Here is a 24,916-nt window from a genome sequence, read left to right as displayed (position 1 = left end):
AAACAGCCCGTCACGGCATTGCCATGTCGCGACCCGGCTTTTCGTCCCGGCTCCGCCTCGCGCGCGAGCCGGTGATGCCACACGTCCCCGGCTTTACCACTTTCCGTGTCCGGGCGCGCGTGGCGGCTTTTTCACGAGACCCACATGCGTATCTTCAATACGATGGCGGCACGCGCCATCCCGCTCGTCCCCCGTTCGCTGATCCGTCAAATCTCGCGCCGCTATATCGCCGGCGCCACGCTCGCCGAGCTGATCGACCGCGTGCGGCCGCTGCACGCCGCCGGCTATCGCACCACCATCGACGTGCTCGGCGAAGCGGCTGCCTCGCCGGCCGAGGTCACCGCCACCGCCGCCGAGTATCTGGCGCTGATCGACGCGCTGCACGCGGGCGGCCTGCGCGCCGAGCTGTCGATCAAGCCGTCCGCGTTCGGCCTGCGCTTCGATGCAACGGGCTGCGCGACGCAGGTGCGGACGATCCTCGACGTCGCGGCCGCGCACGGCGTCACGGCCTGCATCGACATGGAGGACACGAGTTGCACGCAGCCCACGCTCGACCTGTTCGCGCAACTGGAGGCGGACGGTTGCGACGTGGGCATCGCGCTGCAGGCCTACCTGAAGCGCAGCGACAGCGACGCCGCGGCGCTCGGGCAGCGCCGCAGCCGCGTGCGGATCTGCAAGGGCATCTATGCCGAGGCGGACGCGCATCTGGTGGCCGGTGCCTCACGCGATCGTGGCGCGATCAACGGGCCGTTCATGCGGCAGGTGACGAACCTGCTGCGGGCCGGATCGTTCGTCGGCATCGCCACGCACGACGAAGCGCTGATCGACGCGCTGGTGGCCTGGATCGATCGCGAGCGAGTCGACGCGAGCCGCTTCGAGTTCCAGATGCTGCTCGGCGTGTGCGAGCCGCTGCGAGAACGGCTGCGAGCGAGCGGCTTCCCGGTGCGCGTGTATGTGCCTTACGGGCAGGACTGGTACGGATACAGCACGCGACGCATCAAGGAGAACCCGCGCATCGCCGGGTATGTGCTGCGCGCCTGGTTGCGCGGCGGGTAAGTAGCGGATGAGCGATCCTCCCCGCCGCACGGCGTCGTGCGGCGGGGAGAATGTTGCCTTCCGTGGCGGATTCACCGGAGGAGATCACGCCCATGCCGGCCGCTCCCGGGCATACGCATCACGGTGATGTCGTCGCCCAGGCGCGCGCGGTCAGCGCGATTGCGCATCCGCCTTGCAACGACCAGGCAAGCGCAGGCGCAACCACGCGATCATGGCGGTCATGGCGGTCATGGCGATCACTGCCGGACCGGCAATCATCGCCCCGCCGCGTTCGCGTAGGTCAGCCGGCTCGGCCGGATTCCCATGCGCACCAGCGACACCAGCAGGCCGAACCCGGCATGGTTCGGATCGATCACCGGCACGTAGGCGCCCAGCGCTTCCGTGAGCATCCGGCTGACGCGGCTCGCGACGTCGACGAAGCCGGTGCAGCCGAGCAGGATCGACTGCGCGCCGTCCTCGCGCACGCAGGCAAGCGCCAGCTCGAACGTGCGCCGCACCAGATCGTCGTCGTCCTCCAGCTTCGCGACCGGGCAGTCCACCACGCGGATCGACGCGAACGCGTCGTGCAGCCCGTAGGTGTGCGTGTGCTCGCGCTGCATCGCCACCGTGCTGGGCAGGATCGTCAGGATCGAGAACCGCTGGCTGACCGCCAGCGCCGAGAACGCCGAGGTCGGGAAGCCGCCGATGATCGGAATGTCGATCACCTCGCGCGCGGCCTCCACGCCGCACATGTCGAAGTCGGTCAGCCAGATGCCGTCGAAGCCGTCCTGTTCGATCTGCCGGGCCAGCCGGACGACGGGCATGCCGTTTTCGAGCCAGTCGGTGCGGTTCTGGATCGACGGCTGGCCTTCGGTGATGTTGCGCACCTCGACTTCCACGTCGGCGGGAATCACCGGCGCCACGGAGCGCAGGATCATTTCGTTATACTGAGTGGTGGCCACCGGCACCAGAACGCAGATACGGAGCTTGTGGGTCATGGCTTCAGCCCTCCGAGGTTTCGAGCAAACGGTTCAACGGCACATACGGGCCGTAATAGCCCATCGATTTCAGCAGATCGAGAAAGCTGTCCAGGATGACGCCGCCCGGCTCGACCAGCGGCTCGGCCGCCTCCCACGCGAGCAGCGTGACGGTGCAGCCACCGAGTGCCGGATTCAGCTTGCCTTCGGCGTCGATCAGATCGCCGTTCGTGTATACGGCTTGTTCGGCTTCGGCTCCCTCCACGAAATACGCGACGCTGTCAGGCGCGATCATGATCGGGCGGCTGCGCGCGCTGTCCCACACCAGCAGCGATTCGTTCTGGTACAGCACCGTGTACTCGCGCGCTCCGGCGCCGATCCGGACCACGCCGACGTCGAAGCCGCCGGCCGTGCGGATCGATGCTGAGACGAAGCGGCCCGGCTCCGTGATTGCCCGCATCGCGAGGCCGTGCCGGCCGGCCGCGAAACGGATCGCGTCGGCGGGCGTGGCCACCTCGCCGTTACCGAGCGCGCGGCCGAACGACAGCGCGAGCGACAGCGTCCCGCGAATCGGGATCGCGCGATCGAACCGCGAGGCGTCCATGGCCCACATCGCCAGTCCGCCGAACTGGCCGAAATTGCGTTCGGTCACGACCGGCCGCATCATCTTTTCGGCGATCGCGGCGATGTCTTCCATCCCGGCGCCGTTCGCGTCCTCCGGCAGCGCGACGTTCAGTTCGACCGACAGGCCGTTTTGCGCGACCAGGTAGGCCGGGCGCGGATTCACACCGGCCGCCGCGAACGTCAGCATCGGCAGCGACGGCACGGCGCGTGCGGCGCCGTCGGCATCGAGCACGCTCAGGCCGAGCATGGCGGCCACGAGGCAGGCCACCACGAAGCCGAGCGCGCCCATTTCAGGCGGCACAATATAGGCGAGCTTGCGGCCCTGCTCCGCGAGGCGGGCCTGGATGCCGCGCACGGCCTCGACCGGGCCGACCGGATATTCGGCGCGGTTGATCGGCTCCGGCGCGCCGAGATAGGCGACCATCACTGCTTCCCCGGCAGCTTCGGCGATCGCTTCCTCGACGCTGATCACGCGCACCGTGTCGACGGGGTAATAGCCGCCCTTGACGAAACGCGACGCGAGGTTGCGCGCCGACTGCACGGTGCCGCCCCCTCCGCACCCGAACAAGGCTCCGCCCAGGGCCAGGGCTTCCAGGTCCTGCTTATGCAATTCGAACGACATGGTTGATATTCCTGAAGATTGCGCGGCCAGTGCGCCACGCGATGAAGATGGATCGAATGGTGAGAGCGCGGCGCTCACGCGTTCGACAGCGCCGGCCGGGCCAGCACCACGAGTTCCGTGTGCTTGAGCCTGTCGAAGTCCTGCCGCAGCGCCTTGAAGTCCATGTTCTGCGCGACCAGCGAGGCCGAGGCGTCGAACACCTGCGCGCTGTAGATGGAGACGTCGCCCTTCGCGATGCGCCAGTCGATCTGGTATTCACTGGCGAGTTCGGGTGCCACGAGATCCTCGACCACGCCGTCCTTGCGCGGGAAATACGTCCAGAACACATGGCCGCCGCGATCGACCGGAGTCTCGAACGGCAGGCCCGCCTGGATCAGGAAGTCGTAGTCGACGTAGTTCACGCCGCGCGCGAGTTCGTGCGAGCGGCAGATCAGGCCGCCCGGCGGCCGGGCCGCCACTTCGAGGAACACGGCCTCGTTGCGCGACCAGAAGATCTCCATGTGCGCGCAGAGATTGGTCGCGCCGAGCGCCTTCAGTGCCGACACCGCCATCTCGATCATCGGCGCGTGGACCGGCTCCGAATCGGGCAGCGTGATGCTGCCCATCATCTTGCCGTCGGCATAGGTGTCGATCGGGAACGCGTATTCGTTCACCGCGTTGAAGACGGGCTCGCCGTCCAGCACCAGCGAATCGACGTGATAGAGATCGCCGGCGATGAACTCCTCGACCTCGAGTTCGCAGTCGAAGGTTCTGCCCGCGCAATAGGCTTGCAGGTCCGCCTCGCCCTCGATGATCCTGAAGCCGATGCTGCCGGCCGCGTCGACGGGCTTGACGACGAACGGCAGCCCGAGCCGCTCGGCCAGCGTCGCAAACGGCAGCGCCCCGGCCATGAACGCGTCGGCGTCGAAATGCAGGAACTTCGGCACGCGAATCCCGTGTCGCGCGAGCACGTCCTTCATCACGCGCTTGTCGCGAAAGCGCAGCAGCTCGCGATCGTCCGGCCCGGGGATGCCGAGTTCACGCCGGATGCGCCCGGTCGCGTCGATGTTCAGCTCGTCGCAACAGACCAGCGCGATGGCGCGGTCCGGATGCGCAGCGAGTTCACGATCGATCACCTCGCGAATTTCGGCATCGCTGAACACCGGCCAGAACGCCAGGCGCTGTTCGGAACGGGTTTCGTACTGCTGATCGAGATGCGGGCGGATGCCCGGCGGGATCCGCTCGACCAGCGTGGCATCGACGATCGCGACGAGCCGCAGGTCGTGTTCGCGCTTGATCGTTTCGAGGAAGGCCGGTGAGAAGTGCTCGGCGAATCGCAGGGCCACGAAAATGACAGTTTTCTTTTCCATACATCGGGTTCCACTTTGGAAGTTGACAAAGTGGCCGATGCGCCCGGGCTTCGACGCCCCGGTGCCGGCATTTCACCGGCCGGCCCGCGTGTGCCGGGCGCCGGGCGCGTTCAGCCGCGGCGATGGTAATCGAACGATATGGCGTGGCATGACGGGAAAACCGCGTGATTCGCGGCTCGTATCGGGCGATGGGGGGATGCACTGACCGGTCTTTATCGGCTTGATTCGGGGTGCGCTCGACGGGGTTGGGCGGTATGGGTCGGTTGGCTCCGTCGAGCGTTTTGCACTGATGCACTGGTGCCGCTCGTGCATCGAGGCGCGCGATGCCGCCGCCCTGCAGCGCACTGTTCGTTTTCATTCAGCCGTTGAGACGAAACAGTGGCTTTGCCGACGCCGCACGCGGCCTCAGTATTCGTCACGCCGTCCGCGCCGCGCGACACCGCTCTGGCCGCCTGCTGTTTGCGCTCAACGAACCCGGCATGCTCGCGGTGAAAACAGCCGACGAGCGGTATGATCTCTGGCGCCTGAACCGGATGTGACGGCGTGAGGGCGTTCGACATGGCGGCAGCGCGTCGTCCGGCGCACGCCCTGCCGTCGGCTACTCGAAAGGAACACCGTGCCGGACCGAAAACCCGTTGCCAGCGCCGGCGCGAACGCCGCCGGCGCCCTGCCCGCCGCCGTCCCCACCGCGATGTCCGCCTCGTCGCGGCGGGCCATGTTCGCGATCCTGATGGCGGTCGGCCTGTCGATCCTCGACACCGCGCTGGCCAACGTCGCGCTGCCCGTGATCGCGGCCGACCTGCATACCTCGCCGGCCGCCTCGGTCTGGATCGTCAACGCCTACCAGCTCGCGATGGTGGCCACGCTGATGCCGTTCGCGGCGCTCGGCGCGATCATCGGCCACCGGCGCGTCTACCTGCTGGGCCTCGCCACCTTCGTGCTCGCCTCGCTGGCCTGCGCGCTGTCCGATTCGCTCGCCACGCTCACGGCCGCGCGCGTGCTGCAGGGGCTGGGCGGCAGCGCGGTGATGAGCGTCAACACCGCGCTGATCCGCATCATCTATCCGCCCAACCGGCTCGGCCGCGGCATGGGGATCAACACGCTGATCGTGGGCGTGGCCTACGCGGTCGGCCCCACGGTGGCCTCGCTGATCCTGTCGATGGCGTCGTGGCCCTGGCTGTTCGCGATCAACGTGCCGCTCGGCGGGCTCGCGCTGCTGGTGGCGTGGCCGGCGCTGCCCGACTCGATCCGCACCGGCCACCGCTTCGATCCGCTCGCGGCCGGCCTGAACGTGGTGACCTTCGCGGCGCTGATCTACGCGCTGGGCGAGGCCACGCAGCGCGGCCCGGCCGCCTGGACGATCGCCACCGCGCTCGTCGCGCTGCTCGCGGGCTGGCTGCTGGTGCGCCGCGAGGCCGGGCATCCGGCGCCGATGCTGCCCGTCGACCTGTTCCGCAACCGCTCGTTCGCGCTGGCCGCCACGGTGTCGTCGTCGGCCTACGCGGCGCAGGGGCTCGCGTTCGTCTCGCTGCCGTTCTATCTGGAGGCCGTGCAGCATCTGAGCCAGGTGCAGACGGGTTTCATCCTCACGCCGTGGCCCGTGTTCGTGGCGCTGGCCGCGCCGATCGCCGGACGCCTGTCGGACCGCTATCAGCCCGGCATGCTGAGCGGCCTCGGGCTCGCGGCGCTGGCGCTCGGGCTAGCCTCGTCGGCGCTGCTGCCGGCCAACCCGGGCGCGTTCGACATCGGCATCCGCATGGCGCTGTGCGGCGCGGGCTTCGGCTTCTTCCAGTCGCCGAACCTGAAATCGATGATCTCGAGCGCGCCGCCCGAACGCAGCGGCGGCGCCAGCGCGATCATCGCCACCTCGCGGCTGATCGGCCAGGCCACCGGCGCGGCGCTGGTGGCGCTCTGCTTCGGCCTGTTCTCGCATCACGGCTCGACCGTCGCGCTGACGCTCGGCGCGAGCTTCGCGGCCCTCGCCTCGCTGCTCAGCTGGCTGCGGCTGGCGGTCTGAGGCGGTCTGGGTTCGGGCCTGCCTGATGGTCTGCCTCGGGGGCCGCTGCGTGGCCTGATTCCCGGTCCGATCCTGAGCGCGCCGGCCCGTGGCCGGCGCGCGGCCGATCCTGGAATCCTACGCGGTTCGCCAGTCCCCGCCGTCCGCGCTGCCGGTCAGGACGATCACATCGTCATCCGAATGCCGCAGGATGTGCCGGATGCTGGCGATCCAGGTATGCGACTCGCTCACCGGATAGGACGCGCGCACGGTCAGTTGCGAGTCGACCGGCACGGTATCGATGGCGAATCGCTTCGTCTCGTCCGCCTCGACCGGGCCCTCGGCCAGCGGGCCAAACGGACTGTAGATCGCAATCAGTACAGCCTTGTCGGTTCTGTTTTCAATCAGGATGCTGGACATGTTCGCTCCGCATTCATGCCTGGGTTCCGATTCGACGCGCGCCTGTCGCGCGCGGCCAATGGCGGGCCGGGCGGCGCCTTCGATCGAGACAAAGGCGCCGCCCGCCGCATCGCGCGAGCCCGTGTGGGTCTCAGGGCGTTTGCCAGTAGCCGCCTTCCGGTCCGCCGATCAGGTTGATCGAGTCGAAATCGAGGTGGCGCAGCGTCTGCCGGGTCGTGGTGGCCCAGGTGTGGGGCTCCAGCACCGGATATTCGGCGAGCAGCTTGTAAGTGGAGCCGACTGCCCAGGCTCCCTTGTTGAACGTATAGGTCTCGCCCGACTTGACCGGACCATAGCTGATGATGCTGCCGAACGGTTCGTAGATCGTGATCCACACTTCCTTGTCGGTTTTATTGGTAACTGCATAGCCAGCCATCTTTGCTCTCCTGGTTAAACCAACTCTTTCGCTATCAACCCCGTGCGCCACATTGACGGTGTATGGCGCGTGTTATCTACTTGTCAACTTGCCTGGCGGCGCGAACCTGCACGGGAGGATTGCAATGGCTCGGAACCGCTCAGGCAGATGACGCGGTCGAGTATAGGCAGCCGACTTTGGCCGGATTGATCGAGCGTCTCAGTTTTAAAAAAATAACGGCCTTTGTTTGCGGGGTGACCAGCTTGACCATCAATCTTCCGGCCGGAGAGCCGATTTCACCGGGATGCCTGCATGCCCATTTCAGCACGCAGGCGCAGACGCGTCCGCAACAGCTGCTCGCGTGGCGAAGCCGGCTCGACCATCTGCTCGACGTCCCGGTCTCACGCGCCCAACTGGCCAACGGCTTTCGCGGCACCATCGACCTGTATCAGGCGGCGGACCTGAGACTCACGGACAGCCACACCGATCCGGTATCGCAGACGCGGTCGCCGGCGCGGATCTCCACCGATGCGGTGCGCGACCATGTTTTCCATATCGTCCTGGAAGGCTGCGTGGAGACGACCACCGGGCTCCATCCGAAGCGCACCTCGCGGCAGTCCGAGCCCGGCATCCTGGCGCTGGACCTGAACCAGCCGATGCGGATGGAGCGCACCGCCTGCCGCGTGCTGGCGCTGTTCGTGCCGCGCGCGCTGCTGCATTCGGTGATGCCGGAGCCCGAGTCGATGCATGGGAAGGTGATCGAATACCGATCGCCGCGCGCGCGCCTGATATCGTCGACGCTCGCCAACCTGCGTCGCGACCTGCCCCGGATGGGCGCGGGCGAGGCCCGTGAGGCGATGCGCGTTTGCGCGCTGCTGATCGCCGCGGCCTTCGGCCGGGAGGCCGGCCTGACGGGTACGGCGCGCATGGCGGCGCGCGCCGCCGTGTTCAGCGCGATACGCCGTCATATCGCGGCCAACCTGCACGAAACGGATCTCTCTCCCGATAGCGTGCAGCAGGCGTCGCAACTGTCTCGCGCCACGCTGTATCGCCTGTTCGAGAACGAAGGGGGACTGGCGACCTACATTCGCAATTGCAGGCTGCGCGAAGCGGCCGATCAGTTGCGCCAGTCACCGCACAAGGCGGTTGTCGACATTGCGTTTGAATTGGGCTTTGGCAGCGCGTCGGACTTCAACCATGCGTTTCGCCGCGCTTATGACATGGCACCGCGGGATTTCCGGTGGTTTGCGCCGCCGCCCGACAGGCCGGCGGGAGCCGGGGAGGCACAGGCGGAATAGGTTCGAAGCGGCGGTTCGAAGCGGCGCCTGGCCTCGCCAGGCGCGCGGATCATGGAGCCGGTTTCGTGATGCGGATTGCGGAGTTCAAGCGCGAATATTCCAGAACGGATCCCCGCGAGATGCCGTTGTCGAATCACGCGGGACGGACCTGACCGATCGGCGCGCCGAACAACCGACCGCTCACACCGCCCGCTTGCTGCGCCGGAACTGGTCGAACAGCACGGCCAGCAGCAGGATGCCGCCGCGGATCAGGTACTGGTAGAAGGTCGGCACGTTCACGAGGCTCATGGCGTCCTGCACGGCGCCCATGATCAGCACGCCCACCAGCACGCCGGCGATGGTGGCCACGCCGCCCGTCAGCGACACGCCGCCGAGCACGCAGGCGGAGATCACGCCCAGTTCGAGCCCGACCGAGGTCTTCGGGTCGCCCAGGCTCATGCGCGAGGCCAGCATCACGCCGGCGAAGCCGGTCACGAGCCCCTGCAGCACGAACACGATGATCTTGATGCGCGTGACCGACAGCCCCGCGAGCAGCGCCGCCTCGCTGTTGCCGCCCACGGCCAGCACGTTCTTGCCGAACACGGTCTTCTTGAGCAGGAAGCCGAACACCACGAAGCCGACGATGTTGCTCCAGATCGGGAACGAGATGCCGAGGAACGAGCCGCTGCCGAGATCGAAGAAGCGTTCCTCGGAGATCATCACCGCGTCGCCGTTCGAGGTCAGGAAAGCGAGCCCGCGCACCGCCTCCATCATGGCCAGCGTGGCGATCAGCGAGTTGATGCGGAACCGCGCGATCAGCACGCCGTTCACGAGGCCCACGGCGCCGCCGGCCAGCACCCCGGCCGCCACGCCGAGCAGCACGCTGTGCGAGGCGGTGATCACGGTGGAGGCCACCACGCCCGAGAACGCGACGATCGAGGCCACCGACAGGTCCACCTCGCCGAGCGCGAGCACGAACATCATGGTCACGGCGATCGAGCCGATCAGCGTGACCGACAGCAGCAGGCCCTGGATGTTGCGGGTCGTGAGGAAGTCGGGCACGGTCGCCGAGAGCACGGCGAACAGCACCACGAACACCACCACGATGCCCGACTTGTTGATCATCTCCCACGCCCGCGCACGCGAGGGCGTGATCGGCGCGGCGGCTTCGTTGGCGGTGGGCGTACCCTTTGGCTGCATGGCTTGGTTCATGTCCGGTCCATCGTTTCGAAACGGCGCGCCGCAAGCATCGCGGGTGCGCCGCAGTGGTTGGCTCAGCGCGGCAGCGCGAGCTTGATCAGTTCGTCGGGCGAGGCCTCGGCCTTCGGCACGTTGCCGACGATGCGCCCCTCGCGCATCACCACGATGCGGTCGGCCACGCCGATCACCTCGGCGAGATCGCTCGACACCATCACCACCGCACGCCCGGCCTCGGCCAGGTCGTACAGCAGGTGGTAGATCTCGGCGCGCGCCCCCACGTCGATGCCGCGCGTGGGCTCGTCCATCAGGAACACCTCGATGCGCTCGGCCAGCCAGCGCGACAGGATCACCTTCTGCTGGTTGCCGCCCGAGAGCGTGCCGATCGCGGTGTCGCCGTTGCGCGTCTTGATCGCGAGCTTGCGGATGTACTCCTGCGCGAGTTCGCGCTCGCGCTTCTCGTCGAGCAGGAAACGCGCGGGGCTGAAATGGCGCCGCGCGCTGATGTTGAGGTTGTCGGCCACCGACGCGATCGCGACGATGCCCTCCTGCTTGCGGTCCTCGGGGCACAGCGCGATGCCGGCGCGCACCGCGTCGCGCGGGCTCGCGAAGTTCACGCGCCGCCCGCCCAGCTCGACGTGCCCCGCGCTCGCGCGCACCGCGCCGTAGATCAGCTTCATCAGCTCGGAGCGGCCCGCGCCCACCAGCCCGAAGAAGCCGACGATCTCGCCGCGCCGCGCCGTGAACGACACCGGCTCGGCAAGGCCCGGCCCCATCAGTTCCTTCGCCTCGAGCAGCACCTCGCCCGCCGCGCGCGGCCGGTAGCCGTACACGTCGGCGATCGAGCGCCCCACCATCGCCGCGATCAGGCGGTTGCGGTCGAGGTCGGCCACCGACTCGAAGGTCTCGATGCGGCGGCCGTCGCGGAACACGGTGACGCGGTCGCACAGCGCATCGACTTCGTCCATGCGGTGCGTGACGTAGATAATCGCGCGCCCGTCGGCACGCAGCGCGTCGATGATGCGAAACAGGTTCTTGGTCTCGCGCGCCGACAGCGAACTGGTGGGCTCGTCGAACGCGATCACGCGTGCGTCGCGCATCAGCGCCTTGCCGATCTCGATCATCTGGCGCTGGCCGATCGAGAGATCCTTCACCGGCGTGCGCGGATCGATGCGCTCGCCGAGCCGCTCCAGCTCGTCGGTGGCGCGCTTGACGAGCCCGCGCTCGTCGAGCACGCCGAGGCGGTTCGGCAGCTGCCCGAGCATCAGGTTTTCCGCCACCGTCAGCTCGGGCACGAGATGCAGCTCCTGGTAGATGATCGCGATGCCGGCATCGATCGCCGCGCGCGTGGTGGCGAAGCGGCGCTCGACACCGGCCAGCCGCAGCGTGCCTTCCTGCGGCTGGTTCAGGCCCGACAGCACCTTCAGCAGCGTCGACTTGCCGGCGCCGTTCTCGCCCATCAGGCCGTGTACCTCGCCCGCGCGCACCGCGAGCGAGACCTGATCGAGCGCGCGCACGCCCGGAAAGCTGACGGTGATGCCGTCGAGTTCCAGGTAGGCGCGCGCGGCGTCGCCGCCTGCCGGCGCCGCGCCCGCATCCATCATGAGTTGATCAGTCATTGCATCCCGCCCTGTCGGTCGCCTCGTTGCGTCATCCTCAGATCCCGAGTTCGGCGCGCACCGCCTGCCAGTTCTCGCGCGTCATCAGCTTGCCGGTGGTCTGCGTGTCGGCCGGCGGCTGCTTGCCGGTGCGGATCCAGTCGATCAGGTTCTGCGCGCTGTCCTTGCCGTGGTTGGTCGAGCTGACGGCGATCGTGCCGTAGAAGCCGGTCGGCTGCTTCTTCTGGAACTCGGCGAACGCCTCGCCGGCACCGTTGATGCCCACCCCGATCACGTCGGCGCTCGCCACGTGCAGCTGCTCGGTGGCGCGCACGGCGCCCAGCACCGATTCCTCGTTCAACGCGAAGATCACCCACTTGTGGATATTCGGATGCTGCGCGAGCACCGGCGAGGCCGCGTTGAAGCCGCCTTCGTCGTCGGTGGTCTTCTGCGGCGCGTCGAAGATGTTTTGCTTGAGGAAGCCGCCGGCCAGCAGCGACTGGGTCGCGCCGTCGGTACGCAGCTTGGCGGTGGGCAGCTCGTAGTCGGTGATGCGCAGCGCGCCGACTTCTTCCGGCTTCCAGCCGCGCTTCTTGATCTCGTCGCTGATCGCCTGGCCGACCTGGTTGCCGATCTTGAAGGCGGACATGCCGAGGTGCGGGACGTTCGGCAGCGGCTTGCCGGCCGAGTCGACGAGCTGGTCGTCCACCGTCACGAACTTCATGTTGTACTGCTTGGCGCGGCGCTCGATGGCCGGCCCGAGGCGCACGTCGGGCGCGCAGATCACGAAGCCCTTGGCGCCTTGCGCGCCGAGGTTGTCGATCGCGGCCAGCACCTTCTCGCCGTCGGGCGTGCCGATGTTGACGACCGAGAAGTTCTCCTTCTGGCCGAGCGCGGTGGCCGCCTTCTGCTCGTTGATGAACCAGGCCTGCTCGGGCATCTTGACCAGGAAGCCGATCTTCACGGGGGCGTCGGCGCTGGCCGTGGCGGCGAAGCCGAGCGGCGCGGCGCACAGGGCCGCGAGCAGGACGCGCAGGGTCAGACGGCGGGTGTTGCGAATCATGTTTCTGTCTCCTCGGTTATGGTGATGGTCGGGGCGCGGCCGTTCAGTGACCGAACGGCTCGACCTCGACGTGCTTGCCCAACATGAATGCGTCGGCCACGAGCCGCAGCGGGCTCACGTCGACGTCGTCGGTGCCATGGCCGATCAGCCAGTGGAACCGCTCGTAGAGCGACGCGTATTCGCGCTCGGCATCGAGCGCGATCGCCTCGCCCGCGATCGTCAGGCGCTTGCCGCCCTCGGCGATCGACAGCCGCCCGTCGGCGGTGTCGACGTCGATCTCCCATTGCTCGACCGGGCCGTGGCGCCAGTCGAATTCGGCGCGCACCGGCGCGCCGGCCGCGTCCACGCAGTCGAGTTCGGCCGCGATCGGCGTCGCGCAGTCGGCCGGCACGTGCAGCGTGGCCGCGCGCAGCAGCACCGGGTTCGGCAGGATCCGCGTGACGATCGACAGCGCGTTGATGCCCGGATCGAACACGCCGAGGCCGCCCGCTTCCCAGATCCATTGCTGGCCCGGATGCCAGCGCCGCACGTCTTCCTTCCAGCGCACCCGCACCTCGCGTACCTCGCGCTCGGCGAGCCACGCGCGCGCCGGCTCCACCGCGCTCGCATGACGCGAGTGCCAGGTGGCGAACAGCGTGCGGTTGTGCTGGCGCGCCAGCGCGCGCAGCGCCTCGACTTCGCTCACGCCGGCGCCGGGCGGCTTTTCGAGCATCACGTGCTTGCCGGCCAGCAGCGCGGCGCGCGCCTGCTCGTAGCGGACCTGCGGCGGAGTGCAGAGCGAGACGGCGTCGAGGCCCGGCTCGGCGGCCAGCAGCGCCGCGATGTCGGGATAGTTGCGCACCGCATCGACCTGCGCGTTGCGGCTCGCGGCGGCCACGAGTTCGAAGCCGCGGTTGGCGGCGATGGCAGGCAGATGCTGGTCGCGCGCGATCTTGCCGACGCCGGCGATGCCGAGGGTATAGGTGGTCGTATTGATGGTCATGGTCCTGTGGATGTCACTTGCCCCAGCGCAGCACGAGCGGATCGAGCCGGCGCGCGATCGCGATCAGCTCGGCGCGCGTGTCCGGATGCATGGCCGGCAGCGGATGGCGCGGCAGCTCGCAGTCGATCACGCCGCCCTCCTTCATCAGCGCCTTGCAGGCCAGCAGGCCGGCCTGGCGGTTCTCGTGGTTGATCAGCGGCAGCCATTGCTGGTACAGCGCGTAGGCATCGTCGGCGCGGCCCTCGCGATGCGCCTCGAGGATCGGACGGATGCCGTCCGGATAGCCGCCGCCCGTCATCGCGCCGGTGGCGCCCGCGTTCAGGTCGGCCAGCAGCGTGATCGCCTCCTCGCCGTCCCACGGCCCTTCCACGGCGTCGCCGGCCAGCCGGATCAGCTCGCGCAGCTTGTTGGCTGCGCCCGGCGTCTCGATCTTGAAGTAGGCCACCTGCTCGACCTCGCGCGCCAGCTTCGCGAGGAACGGCGCGGACAGCACCGTGCCGCTCGCCGGCGCATCCTGGATCATGATCGGAATGTCGATCGCGTCCGACACGCGCGCGTAGAACGCGTGGATCGCCGGCTCCGGCACGCGGAACGTCGCGCCGTGATACGGCGGCATGATCATCACCATCGCCGCACCCTGCTCCTGCGCGCGCCGGCTGCGCGCCGCGCAGATGCCGGTGCCGTAGTGGGTGGTGGTGACGATCACCGGCACGCGGCCCGCCACGTGTTCGAGCACGGTGCGCGTGATCAGCTCGCGCTCGTCGTCGGCGAGCGAGAACTGCTCCGAGAAGTTCGCGAGGATGCAGAGGCCGTCCGAGCCCGCGTCGATCATGAAATCGACGGCGCGCTTCTGGCTCGCCAGATCCAGTTCGCCGGTCTCGGTGAAGGTGGTCGGCACGACGGGGAAAACGCCGCGATAACGCGGGGAGCGACTCGTATTCATGGTGTCCTTCGGTCCTGCTTCGATAAACGGATCATGCGGGCGGCGTCACGGCTGGTCACGATGGGTCACGACTGGCGCGCCAGCGTGCCGTCGCGTTCGTCGCGCGGCCGGGCCAGCGCGGCGCGCACGACGAACGTCATCAGCACCGCGAACAGCAGCGTCGCCGCGAGGAAATAGAGGCCGGCCGCGAGGCTGCCGGTGGCGTCCTTGATCACGCCGACGCCGTAGGGGCCGAAATAGCCGCCCAGGTTCGCCAGCGAGTTGATCGTCGCGATCCCCACGGCCGCGCTCGGCCCGCTCAGGAATTCACCGGGCAGCGCCCACACCACGGTCTGGATCGAGTAGAGCGAGAACGCGGTCAGGCTCAGCAGCAGCAATTGCAGCGCCGGCGCATGGACCCACGCGCTCGCGGCCAGCGTCAGGCCGCCCGCGGTGGTCACCACCACGATGTGGCCGTAGCGCTCGCGGCGGCGGTCCGAATGGCGCGGCACGATCAGCAGGCCCGCCACCGCGAACAGGTACGGAATGGCCGACAGCCAGCCCGCCGTCGCGTCGCCCACGCCGAAGCCCTTGATGATGGTGGGCAGCCACAGCGACAGCCCGTAGATGCTGATCGGGAACGGCAGGTACAGCGCCGCAAGCAGCAGCACGCGGCGGTCCTTCAGCGCGCTCAGTGCGCTGCGATGCGGGTCCAGCGCGTGGCTGCGCTGGTCGGCGGCCAGCTCGCGCTCGATCCAGCGGCGCTCGTGATCGCCGAGCCAGCGCGCCTGGGCCGGCGACTCCGGCAGCACGCGCAGCGTCGGCACGCTCAGCAGCACCGCCGGCAGCCCGGTGGCGATGAACAGCAGCTGCCAGTTGGCGAGGCCGAACAGGCCGTGCGTCTCCAGCAGCGCGCCGGCCAGCGGCCCCGTGACGATCCCGGCCACCGGCTGCGCGAGCACCAGCAGGCCGATCACGCCGGCGCGATGGCGCATCGGAAACCACTGCGTGAGGAAATAGAGGATGCCGGGGAACAGGCCCGCCTCGGCCGCGCCGAGCAGGAAGCGCAGCGCGTAGAAGCTGTGCGGGCCGCTGACCCAGGCCATCGCCATCGTGATCAAGCCCCACGTGAACAGGATGCGCGCGAACCAGACGCGCGCGCCGTAGCGCGACAGCGCCAGGTTGCTCGGCACCTCGCAGAGGAAGTAGCCGACGAAGAACAGCCCCGCGCCGAGCCCGTAGGCGGCATCGCTCAAGCCCACGGCCGCGTTCATGTGCAGCTTCGCGAAGCCCACCACGGTGCGATCGACGTAGGCCACCACGTAGATCAGCGCGAGGAACGGCACCAGCCGCCGCGAGATGTGGCCGACGATCTGCCGCTCCTGCGCGCTGTCGGTGGCGCCGGCGCGCCCGTCCTGCGAATTCGTCATCGTGTCTCCTTGAACCTTGTCGGCGGTCCGCGTCGCGCGCGGCGCTCGTTGGACACCGTTGGCGGGGCCCGCTCCGGCGATCGGCGGCACTTGCCGATCGGTCCCGGCGTGCGGCCGGTGTCGCGGCGCCGCCGTCATGCATCCCGGCAGCGGCATCGGCCGCGGCGTGCGTCCGTCAGTGCGAGTGACGCGGCACCTCCGCGCCGCGCATGCCGACCAGGAAGTCGAGGTCGCAACCCTCGTCGGCTTGCAGCACGTGATCGACGTAGAGCCGGGCGTAACCGCCGCGGCCCGCCTGCTCGGCCACGCCCGGCGCGGCGGCCGGGTCGATGTCGCCGAGGCGTCGCGCCAGTTCCTCGTCGCTGATGTCCAGGTGCAGCCGCCCCGCCGCGCAATCGAGTTCGATCCAGTCGCCGTTGCGCACCGCCGCGAGCGGGCCGCCCGCCGCCGCTTCCGGCGCGACGTGCAGCACCACCGTGCCGTAGGCCGTGCCGCTCATGCGCGCATCCGAGATCCGCACCATGTCCTTCACGCCCTGGCGCAGCAGCTTCGGCGGCAGGCCCATGTTGCCGACCTCGGCCATGCCGGGGTAGCCGCGCGGGCCGCAGTTCTTCATCACCAGGATCGAATCCTTGTCGACGTCCAGCGACTCGTCGCCGATGGTCGCCTTGTAGTGATCGAAGTTCTCGAACACCACCGCGCGGCCGCGATGCTTGAGCAGCTCCGGCGTGGCGGCCGACGGCTTCAGCACCGCGCCGCGCGGCGCGAGGTTGCCGCGCAGGATGCAGATGCCGCCGTCGGCGATCAGCGGCCGGTCGAGCGGACGGATCACTTCCTCGTCGTAGTTCGGCGCCTCGCGAACGTTGTCCCAGATCGATTTGCCGTTCACCGTCAGCGCGTCCGGATGCGGCAGCAGGTTCGCCTCGCCGAGCCGGCGCAGCACCGCTGGCAGGCCGCCCGCGTAGTAGAACTCTTCCATCAGGAAGCGGCCCGACGGCTGCAGGTCCACCAGCGTCGGCGTATCGCGGCCGATGCGCATCCAGTCTTCCAGCTCCAGCGGCACGCCGATGCGGCCCGCGATCGCCTTCAGGTGGATCACCGCGTTGGTCGAACCGCCGATCGCCGCGTTGGTGCGGATTGCGTTTTCGAACGCGGCGCGCGTGAGGATCTTCGAGAGCTTCAGGTCTTCCAGCGCCATCTGCACGATGCGGCTGCCCGACAGATGCGCAAGCACGTAGCGGCGCGCGTCCACGGCCGGAATCGCCGCGTTGTGCGGCAGCGCCACGCCGAGCGATTCGGCCATGCAGGCCATCGTCGAGGCCGTGCCCATCGTATTGCAGGTGCCGGCCGAGCGCGACATGCCCGCTTCCGCCGACAGGAAATGATGCAGGTCGATCTCGCCGGCCTTCAGCGATTCGTGCAGGCGCCAGACCGCCGTGCCCGAGCCGATGTCCTTGCCCTCGAGCTTGCCGTTCAGCATCGGGCCGCCGCTCACCAGGATCGCAGGCACGTCGCAGCTGGCCGCGCCCATCAGCAGCGCCGGCGTGGTCTTGTCGCAACCGGCCAGCAGCACTACCGCGTCCACCGGGTTGCCGCGGATCGCCTCTTCCACGTCCATGCTCGCCAGGTTGCGCGTGAGCATCGCCGTCGGGCGCAGGTTCGATTCGCCGTTCGAGAACACCGGGAACTCGACCGGGAAGCCGCCCGCCTCGTACACGCCGCGCTTGACGTGCTCGGCGAGCTTGCGGAAATGCGCGTTGCAGGGCGTCAGTTCCGACCACGTATTGCAGATGCCGATGATCGGCCTGCCGTCGAATTCATGATCGGGAATACCCTGATTCTTCATCCAGCTTCGATACATGAAGCCGTTTTTGTCCGTGGTGCCGAACCATTGTTGGGACCGCAGCTTCGGTTTGCTTGCCGACATCGTTCGCCTTGGGGTGGCCAGATTTGCGTGCAGTCTATTAACAAAGTTGATAACGTACTAATGAAAAGTTGGACGTCTCACATATCGATCTCCGTATCGGTGCAAACACCTAATTCCATGCTTGATTCGAACCCCTGGTACATCCGCACGCGCCTGAAGACACGGCAGCTGCTGCTCGTGGTGGCGCTTGCCGAGGAAGGCAACATCCACCGCGCGGCGGCGGCGCTGAACATGACGCAGCCGGCCGCCTCGAAACTGTTGCGCGAACTGGAGGAGATGCTCGGGACCGTGTTGTTCGAGCGCATGCCGCGCGGCGTGAAGCCGACGCTGTACGGCGACGCGCTGATCCGCCATGCGCGCGCCGCGCTCGGCAGCCTGGAGCAGGCGCAGGAGGAGCTGAGCGCGCTGAAGGCGGGACGGCTCGGGCACGTGGCGGTGGGCGCGATCACCTCGCCCGGCGTGCGCCTGCTGCCGTCCGCGGTGGCGGCCGTGAAGCGGCAGCACACCGATATCCGCATCTCCGTGGAGATCGATACGAGCAACGTGCTGCTCGAGCGATTGGCCCAGGACAAACTCGACATCGTGATCGGCCGGCTCTCGCCCGAGCATGACAAACGCCAGTTGCGCTACGAGACGCTGGCTGGGGAACTGGTGCGTGCCGTGGTGCGGCGCGGGCATCCGCTGCTGGCTGGGGCGCCGAGTGCGCTGGAGGAACTGCAGCGCCACGCCTGGATCGTGCCGCCGGCCGGCAGCGTGCTGCGCCATCGTTTCGAGCTGATGTTCCAGCGCGCGAGCCTCGCGCCGCCTTCGAACGTGGTCGAGACGGCGGCGCTGCTGTTCATCACGCGTGTCCTGGAAAAGAGCGACATGATCGCGGTGCTGGCCAAGGACGTGGCGGATTATTACGCCGGACACGGCATGGTGGAGATTCTGCCGCTGCCGATGGAATGCTGGATGGATGACTTCGGGCTGATTACGCCGGCCGAGAAGCTGCTCTCGCCGGCTGCCGCGTTGATGATCGAGGCGTTGCGTAGTGCCGGGCGGGAGAGTTATGAGGTGGCTGCGGGGGCTTGAGGTAGACAGGCCACGCCGCGCTCAGAGCAGGTTCCGGATCATCACCGCCACCCACCGCCAGGCGCCGCCGCAGCCGGCGGCCCGGCAGCGCGCATCGGGATCCGCCAGAAGGCGGCCATCGGCGCCGCTCACCGAACTCGCGTGCTGCAGGAAGTACGCCGCGCTGTCGTGCAAGGGATCGAGCCCATCATCTTCAGGAACGTCTATCCACAAGCCGTTTTCGGTATTCAAGCGGGCCGACAGCGAATCAAAATTGAAACTGCCGAGATAGTATCGATGCCCGTCGATGACGACGAGCTTGGCGTGCATCATGCGGTTCTCCCGGTCGGCATATTCGCGCACGTCGATCCCGGCCTTCACCAGGCCGGGCAGATCGTCGGCATAGGCGCGCCCGACCGCGGGGAATTCCTGCGTGACGCTCGCCAGCGAGGCGCTCACCAGAATCACGTGGACACCTTCGCGCTGCTTGCGTTCCAGCGCCTCGCGCAATTCCGGCACCAGGATCAGGTAAGGGTTGATGATCAGGATCTCGTGCTGCGCCGCGGCGAACGCTTGCAGCATGTCCTGCAACGTGCCCGGTGAGCGCTTGTCGGGCCAGTCGTGGACATAGCGCAAGCGATCGCAGGCGACCGGCAACGAGACGGGATCGACATAGGCCTGGTGGTCGTCGGGCGTATCGGTGGCAGCGTCGGGCGGAGCCTGCAGCCACGCTCGCCAGTAATGAATGCGCGCCGGATCCAGCGTCAGGTAACCGCGCGAAGTCCGATAAGGGCTGTCGACCTCGAGGAATTTTTCCGGCTCGGGGCGAACCACCTGCGGGCTATTCCAGAACAAGTCGAAATGCTGGTGCATGGCGTGCAGGGAGGACGCGTCCTGGCTGGCGTCGCCCGCCACCAGCAGATCGCGCTCGCTGAGCCAGTTGCGGAAGCTTTCGTCCCAGATCGAAGTGCTGCCGATCACGGCCGTGTTGCCCACCAGGAACAGCTTGTCGTGCATGCGATGCGGAAGCGCCACGAGATCCGATCGTGGATGGAAGATCCGGAGTTCGATACCGGGCGCCACCTCGTGCAGGGCGACGATGAGTTCGTCCTCGAACGGGAAGTGCGGCTCGGGGCCGATGCCGTCGATCAGCAGCTTGACCGGCACGCCCCGGCGCGCGGCCTCGACCAGATGGCGCAGCAGTATGCCGCCGGTCTGATCGACTTCGAAGATGTAGGCAAGGATGCGGATCGGCTCGGCGGGCGTGGCACGATTGATCAGCGCAATCCGCGACTGCATCAGCTGCCCGTCATCGAGACTGGCGACCAGATCGACGCATTGCGCGTGGCTGTGCCGGGAAAACGCAAACACGCAGGCCAGGATGAGCGCCAGTTTTTTCGTTGTGGTCATGATGCGGCGAACTGGTTCGATGTGTCTCGGGGCCTGCGTCCTTGAAGGTTGGGCCGGGTTTGTTGCGTTGGTGCGGTCAGTCAAGTGGTTCGCCGTGACTTCGAAAAGGTGAATGGAACAGCGAGCCCGAGATGGTTACCGTGGACAAGGCATCGGTGCAATCGAACGTATCGCTTTCCGGAATTAGCGATTGTCGCCGATCTGTGAGTGGCGCCTCAACGATCGCTTATGGCCGGCTACGGTTTGAAAGGTTTTGCGTCGGCGGATCAGGCGGCGTCGCGCCGCAAAGGGCCGAGTGCGGCGCGACGCTCGCACTCATCGAGGCGCTTCCGATCCGCAGGGCGAACCACCTGATGCCCCAAAGTCGATTGATCTGCTCGCGCAGCGGTAAGCCAAAGAAATCTCTCCGCCACTGGCGTCTTCGCATCAACCCGCACCTCGCCCGGATATAGAAGATTCGCATATTAATATTCCGGCCTCTCGCAAATCCAGCAACACCGTTTCGCACTCGCCCACTTTCCGTAGAGATTTCGCGGGATTGTTCAGAGATGACCATCCAAAAAGATAATCAAGTGTTTTTGTTTTTCAGCACTGTCAAACCTGACAGGGTGTATCCACGGCATCCGACGTATATATTGCCCTGGCAGATGCGCGACCAACGCGTTGAACTGCATCCTTCAAATTCATGAAAAAATGGAGATCATCATGGCAAATGTACCTCTCACCGGTACTTATACTTCGGTGGACAAAAATTTCACGTTCAAAATCACGTCCGCCAATGCATCCAATGGCGTCATCGCCGGCACCTATGCCACCAAGTACAGCCCGATCGGCGCGTTCACTGCGGAAGGCGACGTCGGACACTATGGCTGGGTGTTCAGCAAGGCCCAGGGCAAGGACGGCGTCGCGCCGTTCAACATCAGCTTCGGCGGCAGCCAGCGCCCCGACCAGCGTCCGTACAACATCGTCGACAGCTGGAACGGCGCCTATTTGACCGACAACACGATCATTGCCGAAGGCACGCGCGCCTTCGTCAATAGCGATGGCGTGGTCGAAGTCGGCAGCCTGGGCACGCTGAAATTCACGCTCGGCTAAACGGCTTTGTCATAATGCTGGCGGCGGCAAAGCATCGCCGCCGCATCGATGGGCCGAAACATTAACCTTCACTGCTTACTTAATTTCTTCACATTTGGATAGCTGGCTCTGAAAAATTCGTTTTTCGCCGTGATGAAGCCATACTTCCAATCACGTCATTTGAAATATGAGGCGACGGCGCGATTGCGTTTCGGTTATTGCAAATACGTGACATCGTTCAGCATATTGGAGACAGTCTCATTCGCCCCTCCCTCGATAAAATTAATATCGAAACAGGGGTGCTGCAAGCCTCCAAACGGCAAATTCCCCAGTTCGACGGGCAGCAGATGCCACACGAGCGCGCAACCGCCCGCAGCACCCGCCAACCTCACGCCCGCAACGCATCAGAACTTGTGACGAATCCCTCCCACCGCCACGATCTGGTGATTGTTGCTTGACGGCTGCGTCGAGCCATCGATCCAGGCGTTCGCGCCGTTCGCACGCTGATACGCCGCGTTCAGATAGAGATCGGTAGTCTTCGACAGGAAATACTCGGCGCCAACCGTCCCCTGGTGATAGTGCGCGTTGGCGGCCGTCGCCGAGCTGCTCTGCTGCTCCGTATAGAAGTACGCCGCCGCAAGCAAGAGCGACGGCGTCAGCTTCCAGGTGAGATCGGCCTCGTAGTTCGCGAAGCGCAGCGAGCCGCCCGTGAGCAGGTCGAAACGCGAGTTCGTGTAGAGCACCGCCGCGGTGGTCGCGCCGAACGTGTAAGCACCGCCCGCGCCCCACACCTGGTTGCGCGCGACGTTGCTGATGATCGAGGTGGCGAGGCTGTAGTAGTTGTCGGACGGCGCCGCGCCGGCCGTGTTCGCGCCGGGGCTGTTGTTCAATGCATAGGCGGCGTCGAGATGCAGCGGGCCGGCCACATAGTCGAGGCCGGCGCTCCACTCGCGGTTGTCGGCGAACGCGCCGGCCGTGTTCGCGAACGCGTACATCACGGTGCCGGTCAGCCCGGCAATGGTCGGCGAGGTGTACTTGACCGCATTGTTGGTGCGATACGAATTGTTGAGGTCGTAGGTGTCGTAGACCACGTTCGCGTATTGCGTCAGCGCGCCGGTGCCGTTGGCCTGTTCGTTCCACAGGGTGTCCTGCACGCTATTGTACTGGCGCCCGAGCGTAACCGTGCCGTAGCGGTTGTTGCTCAGTCCCACGTAGGCGCTGCGGCCGAACAGGCGGCCGCCCTGCCCGAGCGCGCCGTTGTCGGGATTGAAGCCGTTCTCGAGCTTGAATACCGCGCGGTTGCCGCCGCCCAGATCCTCGCTGCCCATCAGCCCCCAGCGTGAGCCTTGCACGTTGCCGGTGGTCGCCTGATAGCCGCTGCCGCCCTTCAGGTTGTTGGTGTAGGTGATGCCCGCATCGATGATGCCGTACAGCGTGACGCTGCTCTGCGCCGACGCGGCCTGCGCGCCGATCGATGCCAGTGCCGCGAAGCCGAATGCCACTCTCCTGTTCATTGCCGTCTCCATGCTGCTTTTATTGAGGATGTCAAATCAATGGACGTGCGTCGTCCCGGACCTGTCACGATCGTGATGATCCTTACTGGTTGTTATGTATGACTAATCAAATCGATCGAACTGCTGCTTGCGATTGCATGACAATGCCGGCACGTTCGCGGCCGGAAGCTTGCCGCGGGGACGGCTTCGTTCGAGTTTGCCGTCGATTGGTTACCGGTAACCGATGAAAGCGTGCCGACTCTATCACGGGGTTTCGGGCCGCACAAGACGGGTTTGCCGCCAGCGTGCCCGGTGAGCGGGCACCTCGCGACGGGGTGCTTGATAGGAAGGAAAAACGCGGATGTCGGCGACGCCGAAATGAGCGCCGCCGCTCAATGCGGTGATTGGCCACCGGCATCGATGGCGCAAAAACCTTCAATGCGTTCGGTTTCGATGTTTTTGACAGCAATTTCCCCGCAGCGGGATAAATCAATAGAAGCGCGGCGAACGCCATTGCCCGAAATCGCATTGCGTAAAAGGATTTTACGAGCCGGATCTGTCTCAAAAAATCAGGAGATTCGGCAAGTTGTGCCCGCGATCGACGCCGACAAGAATGCGGCCTGCGTGGCGGACATGCCGTCCGCCACGTGCTCCGACTGATGACGAGGATGACCACTCAATGTACAAGCGTTTTTCGATCGCGATTCTGATTTTCGTTTGCACCCAATTCGCCGGCTGCATCGCCGCTTATTACCGTTGAAGGCCATGATGCGTATTTATTGGGCCTTTGTGTTGTTGCTGACGGCCGGGCTTTCCGGTTGCGTCAGCCTTTATTACCGTTGATCAAACGGGGTTTGCAATGAAATATCCGTTACTCGCCCTGCTCGCCTGCTCGGCATTGGCGGGATGCATCAACCTGTATGGACCGGGCGCGCGCGGAGGCGGCTTCGCCAGCAGCGACAGCCAGCGCGCCGATCAGCAAAACAGCGGCAAGGGCGCCTCGGCGAAGGGCGCCGGTGGTCAGTCGAATCAGCCGGTCGTGATCGGCAATCGCAAATACGAGGAAGTGCTGGAAAAGGTCGGCCAGTTTTACGCCGACCAGAAGTTCGCCGTGCGCGTCAACGACCGCGAGACCGGCCTGGTCGCCTCGGCCTATTCGACCTATCCGAACGCGGGCGACTTCCTCGATTGCTCCGCGCTGAAGCAGACCTCGAACGTCACCAACACGCTGAAGGTGATCACGCGCGTCGATCAGGCCGACCAAGGCGTGACCGTGTCCATCGACGTGAGCGGCACCGCGAGCGTGGTCGCCGACGGCAAGGCCAAGGTCGCGCGCGTGGCCTGCCGCTCGAAGGGTGTGCTGGAAGCGGCGCTGGCGGCGGCGTTGCGGAAGTAGCGGCGCTTCGCCGGGGGATGTCCGGACGTCTCGCTCAGGCTGCCCGATCCCACACGTCCGGATGGATCAGCCTCGCGCCCCCGCCGCTCCAGGATTCGCCGCCCCCGGCGCCTCATGCAAGCGCTGCAGAAACACCTTCAGCCCTTCCAGCAGCGGCGTCACCGCCTGCCACAGCGCCTCGTCATGCAGCAGCCGATACGCGCCCGTCACACCGGGCGCCGCATCGCGATGCTCGGTCGGCTGCCAGTTCGCGACATGGTTCACGGCATCGGTCGCCGCGAACGCAAAGCGGCCGAGCTGGTCGGCCGGGATGCGCGACAGCGCCGTCAGCAGCACCGCGAGGTTCTGCATGCCGGCCTGGACTTCGGGTTGACTCAGGCCGCCGAGCATCTCCGCGACCTGGCTGTTGGCATCGACAAAGTCGTGCGCGACGCGCAGGAAACCGCGCTGGTGAAGGCTGTCGAGCAGCTTGCCGAGGGCGTCGTGCGCCTCGGGCGCCGAGCGCTGCGCGGCGGCTGGGATATCGGGACGTTCGATCATCGGCCTCTCCGGGCGCTCGTGAATGGGCTCCCATTCCAGCAGCGATCCGGCGTCGATGCCCGCCCCGCCTGCACGGCCGACAGCCCGCTCGCCCCGTCGCTCGCGACGAACCCAACGCGCCCCGCCCTCGCCGGCCG

23 protein-coding genes are annotated in these 24,916 nt (G+C 66.8%); 8 read left to right on the top strand and 15 right to left on the bottom strand.

Annotated features, from left to right (window positions below; all coding sequences use genetic code 11):
• The first annotated feature begins 144 nt into the window (after positions 1 to 144).
• A complete protein-coding gene (locus tag BpN12_RS24160; RefSeq protein WP_246794783.1) occupies positions 145 to 1,056 on the top strand; it encodes a proline dehydrogenase family protein in 912 nt (303 codons plus the stop codon).
• 254 nt (positions 1,057 to 1,310) lie between these two features.
• On the opposite strand, the gene BpN12_RS24155 is transcribed toward BpN12_RS24160, so the two are convergent.
• The 3 genes from BpN12_RS24155 to BpN12_RS24145 form a co-directional block, all read right to left on the bottom strand.
• Entirely contained in the window at positions 1,311 to 2,033 is a 723-nt protein-coding gene (locus BpN12_RS24155; RefSeq protein ID WP_246794782.1) for an aspartate/glutamate racemase family protein, read from the bottom strand.
• 4 nt (positions 2,034 to 2,037) lie between these two features.
• The gene (locus BpN12_RS24150) at positions 2,038 to 3,258 is read right to left on the bottom strand and encodes an S-methyl thiohydantoin desulfurase domain-containing protein (protein ID WP_246794781.1); all 1,221 of its coding nucleotides are present in this window, start codon (positions 3,256 to 3,258) and stop codon (positions 2,038 to 2,040) included.
• Positions 3,259 to 3,332: 74 nt separating this feature from the next.
• The gene (locus BpN12_RS24145; protein ID WP_246794780.1) at positions 3,333 to 4,607 is read right to left on the bottom strand and encodes an ATP-grasp domain-containing protein; all 1,275 of its coding nucleotides are present in this window, start codon (positions 4,605 to 4,607) and stop codon (positions 3,333 to 3,335) included.
• 323 nt (positions 4,608 to 4,930) lie between these two features.
• On the opposite strand from BpN12_RS24145, the gene BpN12_RS24140 reads away from it, so the two are divergent.
• Both BpN12_RS24140 and BpN12_RS24135 read left to right on the top strand, forming a co-directional pair.
• On the top strand, positions 4,931 to 5,146 hold the full coding sequence (locus tag BpN12_RS24140; protein WP_246794779.1) for a hypothetical protein: 216 nt from the start codon (positions 4,931 to 4,933) through the stop codon (positions 5,144 to 5,146).
• A 152-nt stretch (positions 5,147 to 5,298) separates the two neighbouring features.
• Positions 5,299 to 6,624, top strand: coding sequence for an MFS transporter (locus BpN12_RS24135; protein WP_246797982.1), 1,326 nt, complete (start codon positions 5,299 to 5,301; stop codon positions 6,622 to 6,624).
• A 117-nt stretch (positions 6,625 to 6,741) separates the two neighbouring features.
• On the opposite strand, the gene BpN12_RS24130 is transcribed toward BpN12_RS24135, so the two are convergent.
• Positions 6,742 to 7,023 carry a hypothetical protein gene (locus BpN12_RS24130; protein ID WP_246794778.1) on the bottom strand — a complete coding sequence of 94 codons (282 nt, stop codon included), beginning with the start codon at positions 7,021 to 7,023 and terminating at the stop codon, positions 6,742 to 6,744.
• Between the two features lie 130 nt (positions 7,024 to 7,153).
• Positions 7,154 to 7,438 carry a hypothetical protein gene (locus BpN12_RS24125; RefSeq protein ID WP_246794777.1) on the bottom strand — a complete coding sequence of 95 codons (285 nt, stop codon included), beginning with the start codon at positions 7,436 to 7,438 and terminating at the stop codon, positions 7,154 to 7,156.
• Positions 7,439 to 7,680: 242 nt separating this feature from the next.
• Between BpN12_RS24125 and BpN12_RS24120 the strand changes: the two genes are divergently transcribed.
• The gene (locus BpN12_RS24120; protein WP_246794776.1) at positions 7,681 to 8,715 is read left to right on the top strand and encodes an AraC family transcriptional regulator; all 1,035 of its coding nucleotides are present in this window, start codon (positions 7,681 to 7,683) and stop codon (positions 8,713 to 8,715) included.
• Between the two features lie 180 nt (positions 8,716 to 8,895).
• Here the strand turns inward: BpN12_RS24120 and araH are convergent, their stop codons facing one another.
• From araH to BpN12_RS24085, 7 genes are all read right to left on the bottom strand, one after another.
• The gene (gene araH, locus BpN12_RS24115) at positions 8,896 to 9,906 is read right to left on the bottom strand and encodes an L-arabinose ABC transporter permease AraH (RefSeq protein WP_246794775.1); all 1,011 of its coding nucleotides are present in this window, start codon (positions 9,904 to 9,906) and stop codon (positions 8,896 to 8,898) included.
• Between the two features lie 62 nt (positions 9,907 to 9,968).
• A complete protein-coding gene (gene araG / locus BpN12_RS24110; RefSeq protein ID WP_280529137.1) occupies positions 9,969 to 11,510 on the bottom strand; it encodes an L-arabinose ABC transporter ATP-binding protein AraG in 1,542 nt (513 codons plus the stop codon).
• Between the two features lie 37 nt (positions 11,511 to 11,547).
• The gene (locus BpN12_RS24105) at positions 11,548 to 12,552 is read right to left on the bottom strand and encodes an arabinose ABC transporter substrate-binding protein (protein WP_246794774.1); all 1,005 of its coding nucleotides are present in this window, start codon (positions 12,550 to 12,552) and stop codon (positions 11,548 to 11,550) included.
• Positions 12,553 to 12,595: 43 nt separating this feature from the next.
• The gene (locus tag BpN12_RS24100) at positions 12,596 to 13,534 is read right to left on the bottom strand and encodes a Gfo/Idh/MocA family protein (protein ID WP_246794773.1); all 939 of its coding nucleotides are present in this window, start codon (positions 13,532 to 13,534) and stop codon (positions 12,596 to 12,598) included.
• 13 nt (positions 13,535 to 13,547) lie between these two features.
• Positions 13,548 to 14,477: a dihydrodipicolinate synthase family protein gene (locus tag BpN12_RS24095; RefSeq protein WP_246794772.1), complete on the bottom strand. Its 930-nt coding sequence runs from the start codon at positions 14,475 to 14,477 to the stop codon at positions 13,548 to 13,550.
• Positions 14,478 to 14,542: 65 nt separating this feature from the next.
• On the bottom strand, positions 14,543 to 15,886 hold the full coding sequence (locus tag BpN12_RS24090) for an MFS transporter (RefSeq protein ID WP_246794771.1): 1,344 nt from the start codon (positions 15,884 to 15,886) through the stop codon (positions 14,543 to 14,545).
• Positions 15,887 to 16,061: 175 nt separating this feature from the next.
• Complete coding sequence (locus BpN12_RS24085) at positions 16,062 to 17,813, bottom strand: IlvD/Edd family dehydratase (RefSeq protein ID WP_246794770.1); 1,752 nt, start codon at positions 17,811 to 17,813, stop codon at positions 16,062 to 16,064.
• Positions 17,814 to 17,930: 117 nt separating this feature from the next.
• Here BpN12_RS24085 and BpN12_RS24080 point away from each other — a divergent pair, with 117 nt between their 5' ends.
• Positions 17,931 to 18,887: a LysR family transcriptional regulator gene (locus BpN12_RS24080; RefSeq protein WP_246794769.1), complete on the top strand. Its 957-nt coding sequence runs from the start codon at positions 17,931 to 17,933 to the stop codon at positions 18,885 to 18,887.
• A 21-nt stretch (positions 18,888 to 18,908) separates the two neighbouring features.
• Here BpN12_RS24080 and BpN12_RS24075 read toward each other — a convergent pair whose 3' ends face one another.
• A complete protein-coding gene (locus tag BpN12_RS24075) occupies positions 18,909 to 20,276 on the bottom strand; it encodes a phospholipase D-like domain-containing protein (protein ID WP_246794768.1) in 1,368 nt (455 codons plus the stop codon).
• A 705-nt stretch (positions 20,277 to 20,981) separates the two neighbouring features.
• Here BpN12_RS24075 and BpN12_RS24070 point away from each other — a divergent pair.
• Complete coding sequence (locus tag BpN12_RS24070; protein ID WP_246794766.1) at positions 20,982 to 21,371, top strand: hypothetical protein; 390 nt, start codon at positions 20,982 to 20,984, stop codon at positions 21,369 to 21,371.
• A 383-nt stretch (positions 21,372 to 21,754) separates the two neighbouring features.
• Here BpN12_RS24070 and BpN12_RS24065 read toward each other — a convergent pair whose 3' ends face one another.
• Positions 21,755 to 22,864 (bottom strand): porin, encoded by a 1,110-nt coding sequence (locus BpN12_RS24065; protein ID WP_246794765.1) that lies wholly within the window; start codon positions 22,862 to 22,864, stop codon positions 21,755 to 21,757.
• Between the two features lie 357 nt (positions 22,865 to 23,221).
• On the opposite strand from BpN12_RS24065, the gene BpN12_RS24060 reads away from it, so the two are divergent.
• Both BpN12_RS24060 and BpN12_RS24055 read left to right on the top strand, forming a co-directional pair.
• Positions 23,222 to 23,503 carry a hypothetical protein gene (locus BpN12_RS24060; protein WP_246794764.1) on the top strand — a complete coding sequence of 94 codons (282 nt, stop codon included), beginning with the start codon at positions 23,222 to 23,224 and terminating at the stop codon, positions 23,501 to 23,503.
• A 199-nt stretch (positions 23,504 to 23,702) separates the two neighbouring features.
• Entirely contained in the window at positions 23,703 to 24,239 is a 537-nt protein-coding gene (locus BpN12_RS24055; protein WP_246794762.1) for a hypothetical protein, read from the top strand.
• 66 nt (positions 24,240 to 24,305) lie between these two features.
• On the opposite strand, the gene BpN12_RS24050 is transcribed toward BpN12_RS24055, so the two are convergent.
• Complete coding sequence (locus BpN12_RS24050) at positions 24,306 to 24,779, bottom strand: hypothetical protein (protein ID WP_246794761.1); 474 nt, start codon at positions 24,777 to 24,779, stop codon at positions 24,306 to 24,308.
• Positions 24,780 to 24,916: the final 137 nt, after the last annotated feature.

Origin of the sequence: Burkholderia perseverans (assembly GCF_022870505.1) — a bacterium.
GTDB classification, from domain to species: domain Bacteria; phylum Pseudomonadota; class Gammaproteobacteria; order Burkholderiales; family Burkholderiaceae; genus Burkholderia; species Burkholderia plantarii.
This window is presented reverse-complemented; position numbering and strand designations above follow the sequence as displayed.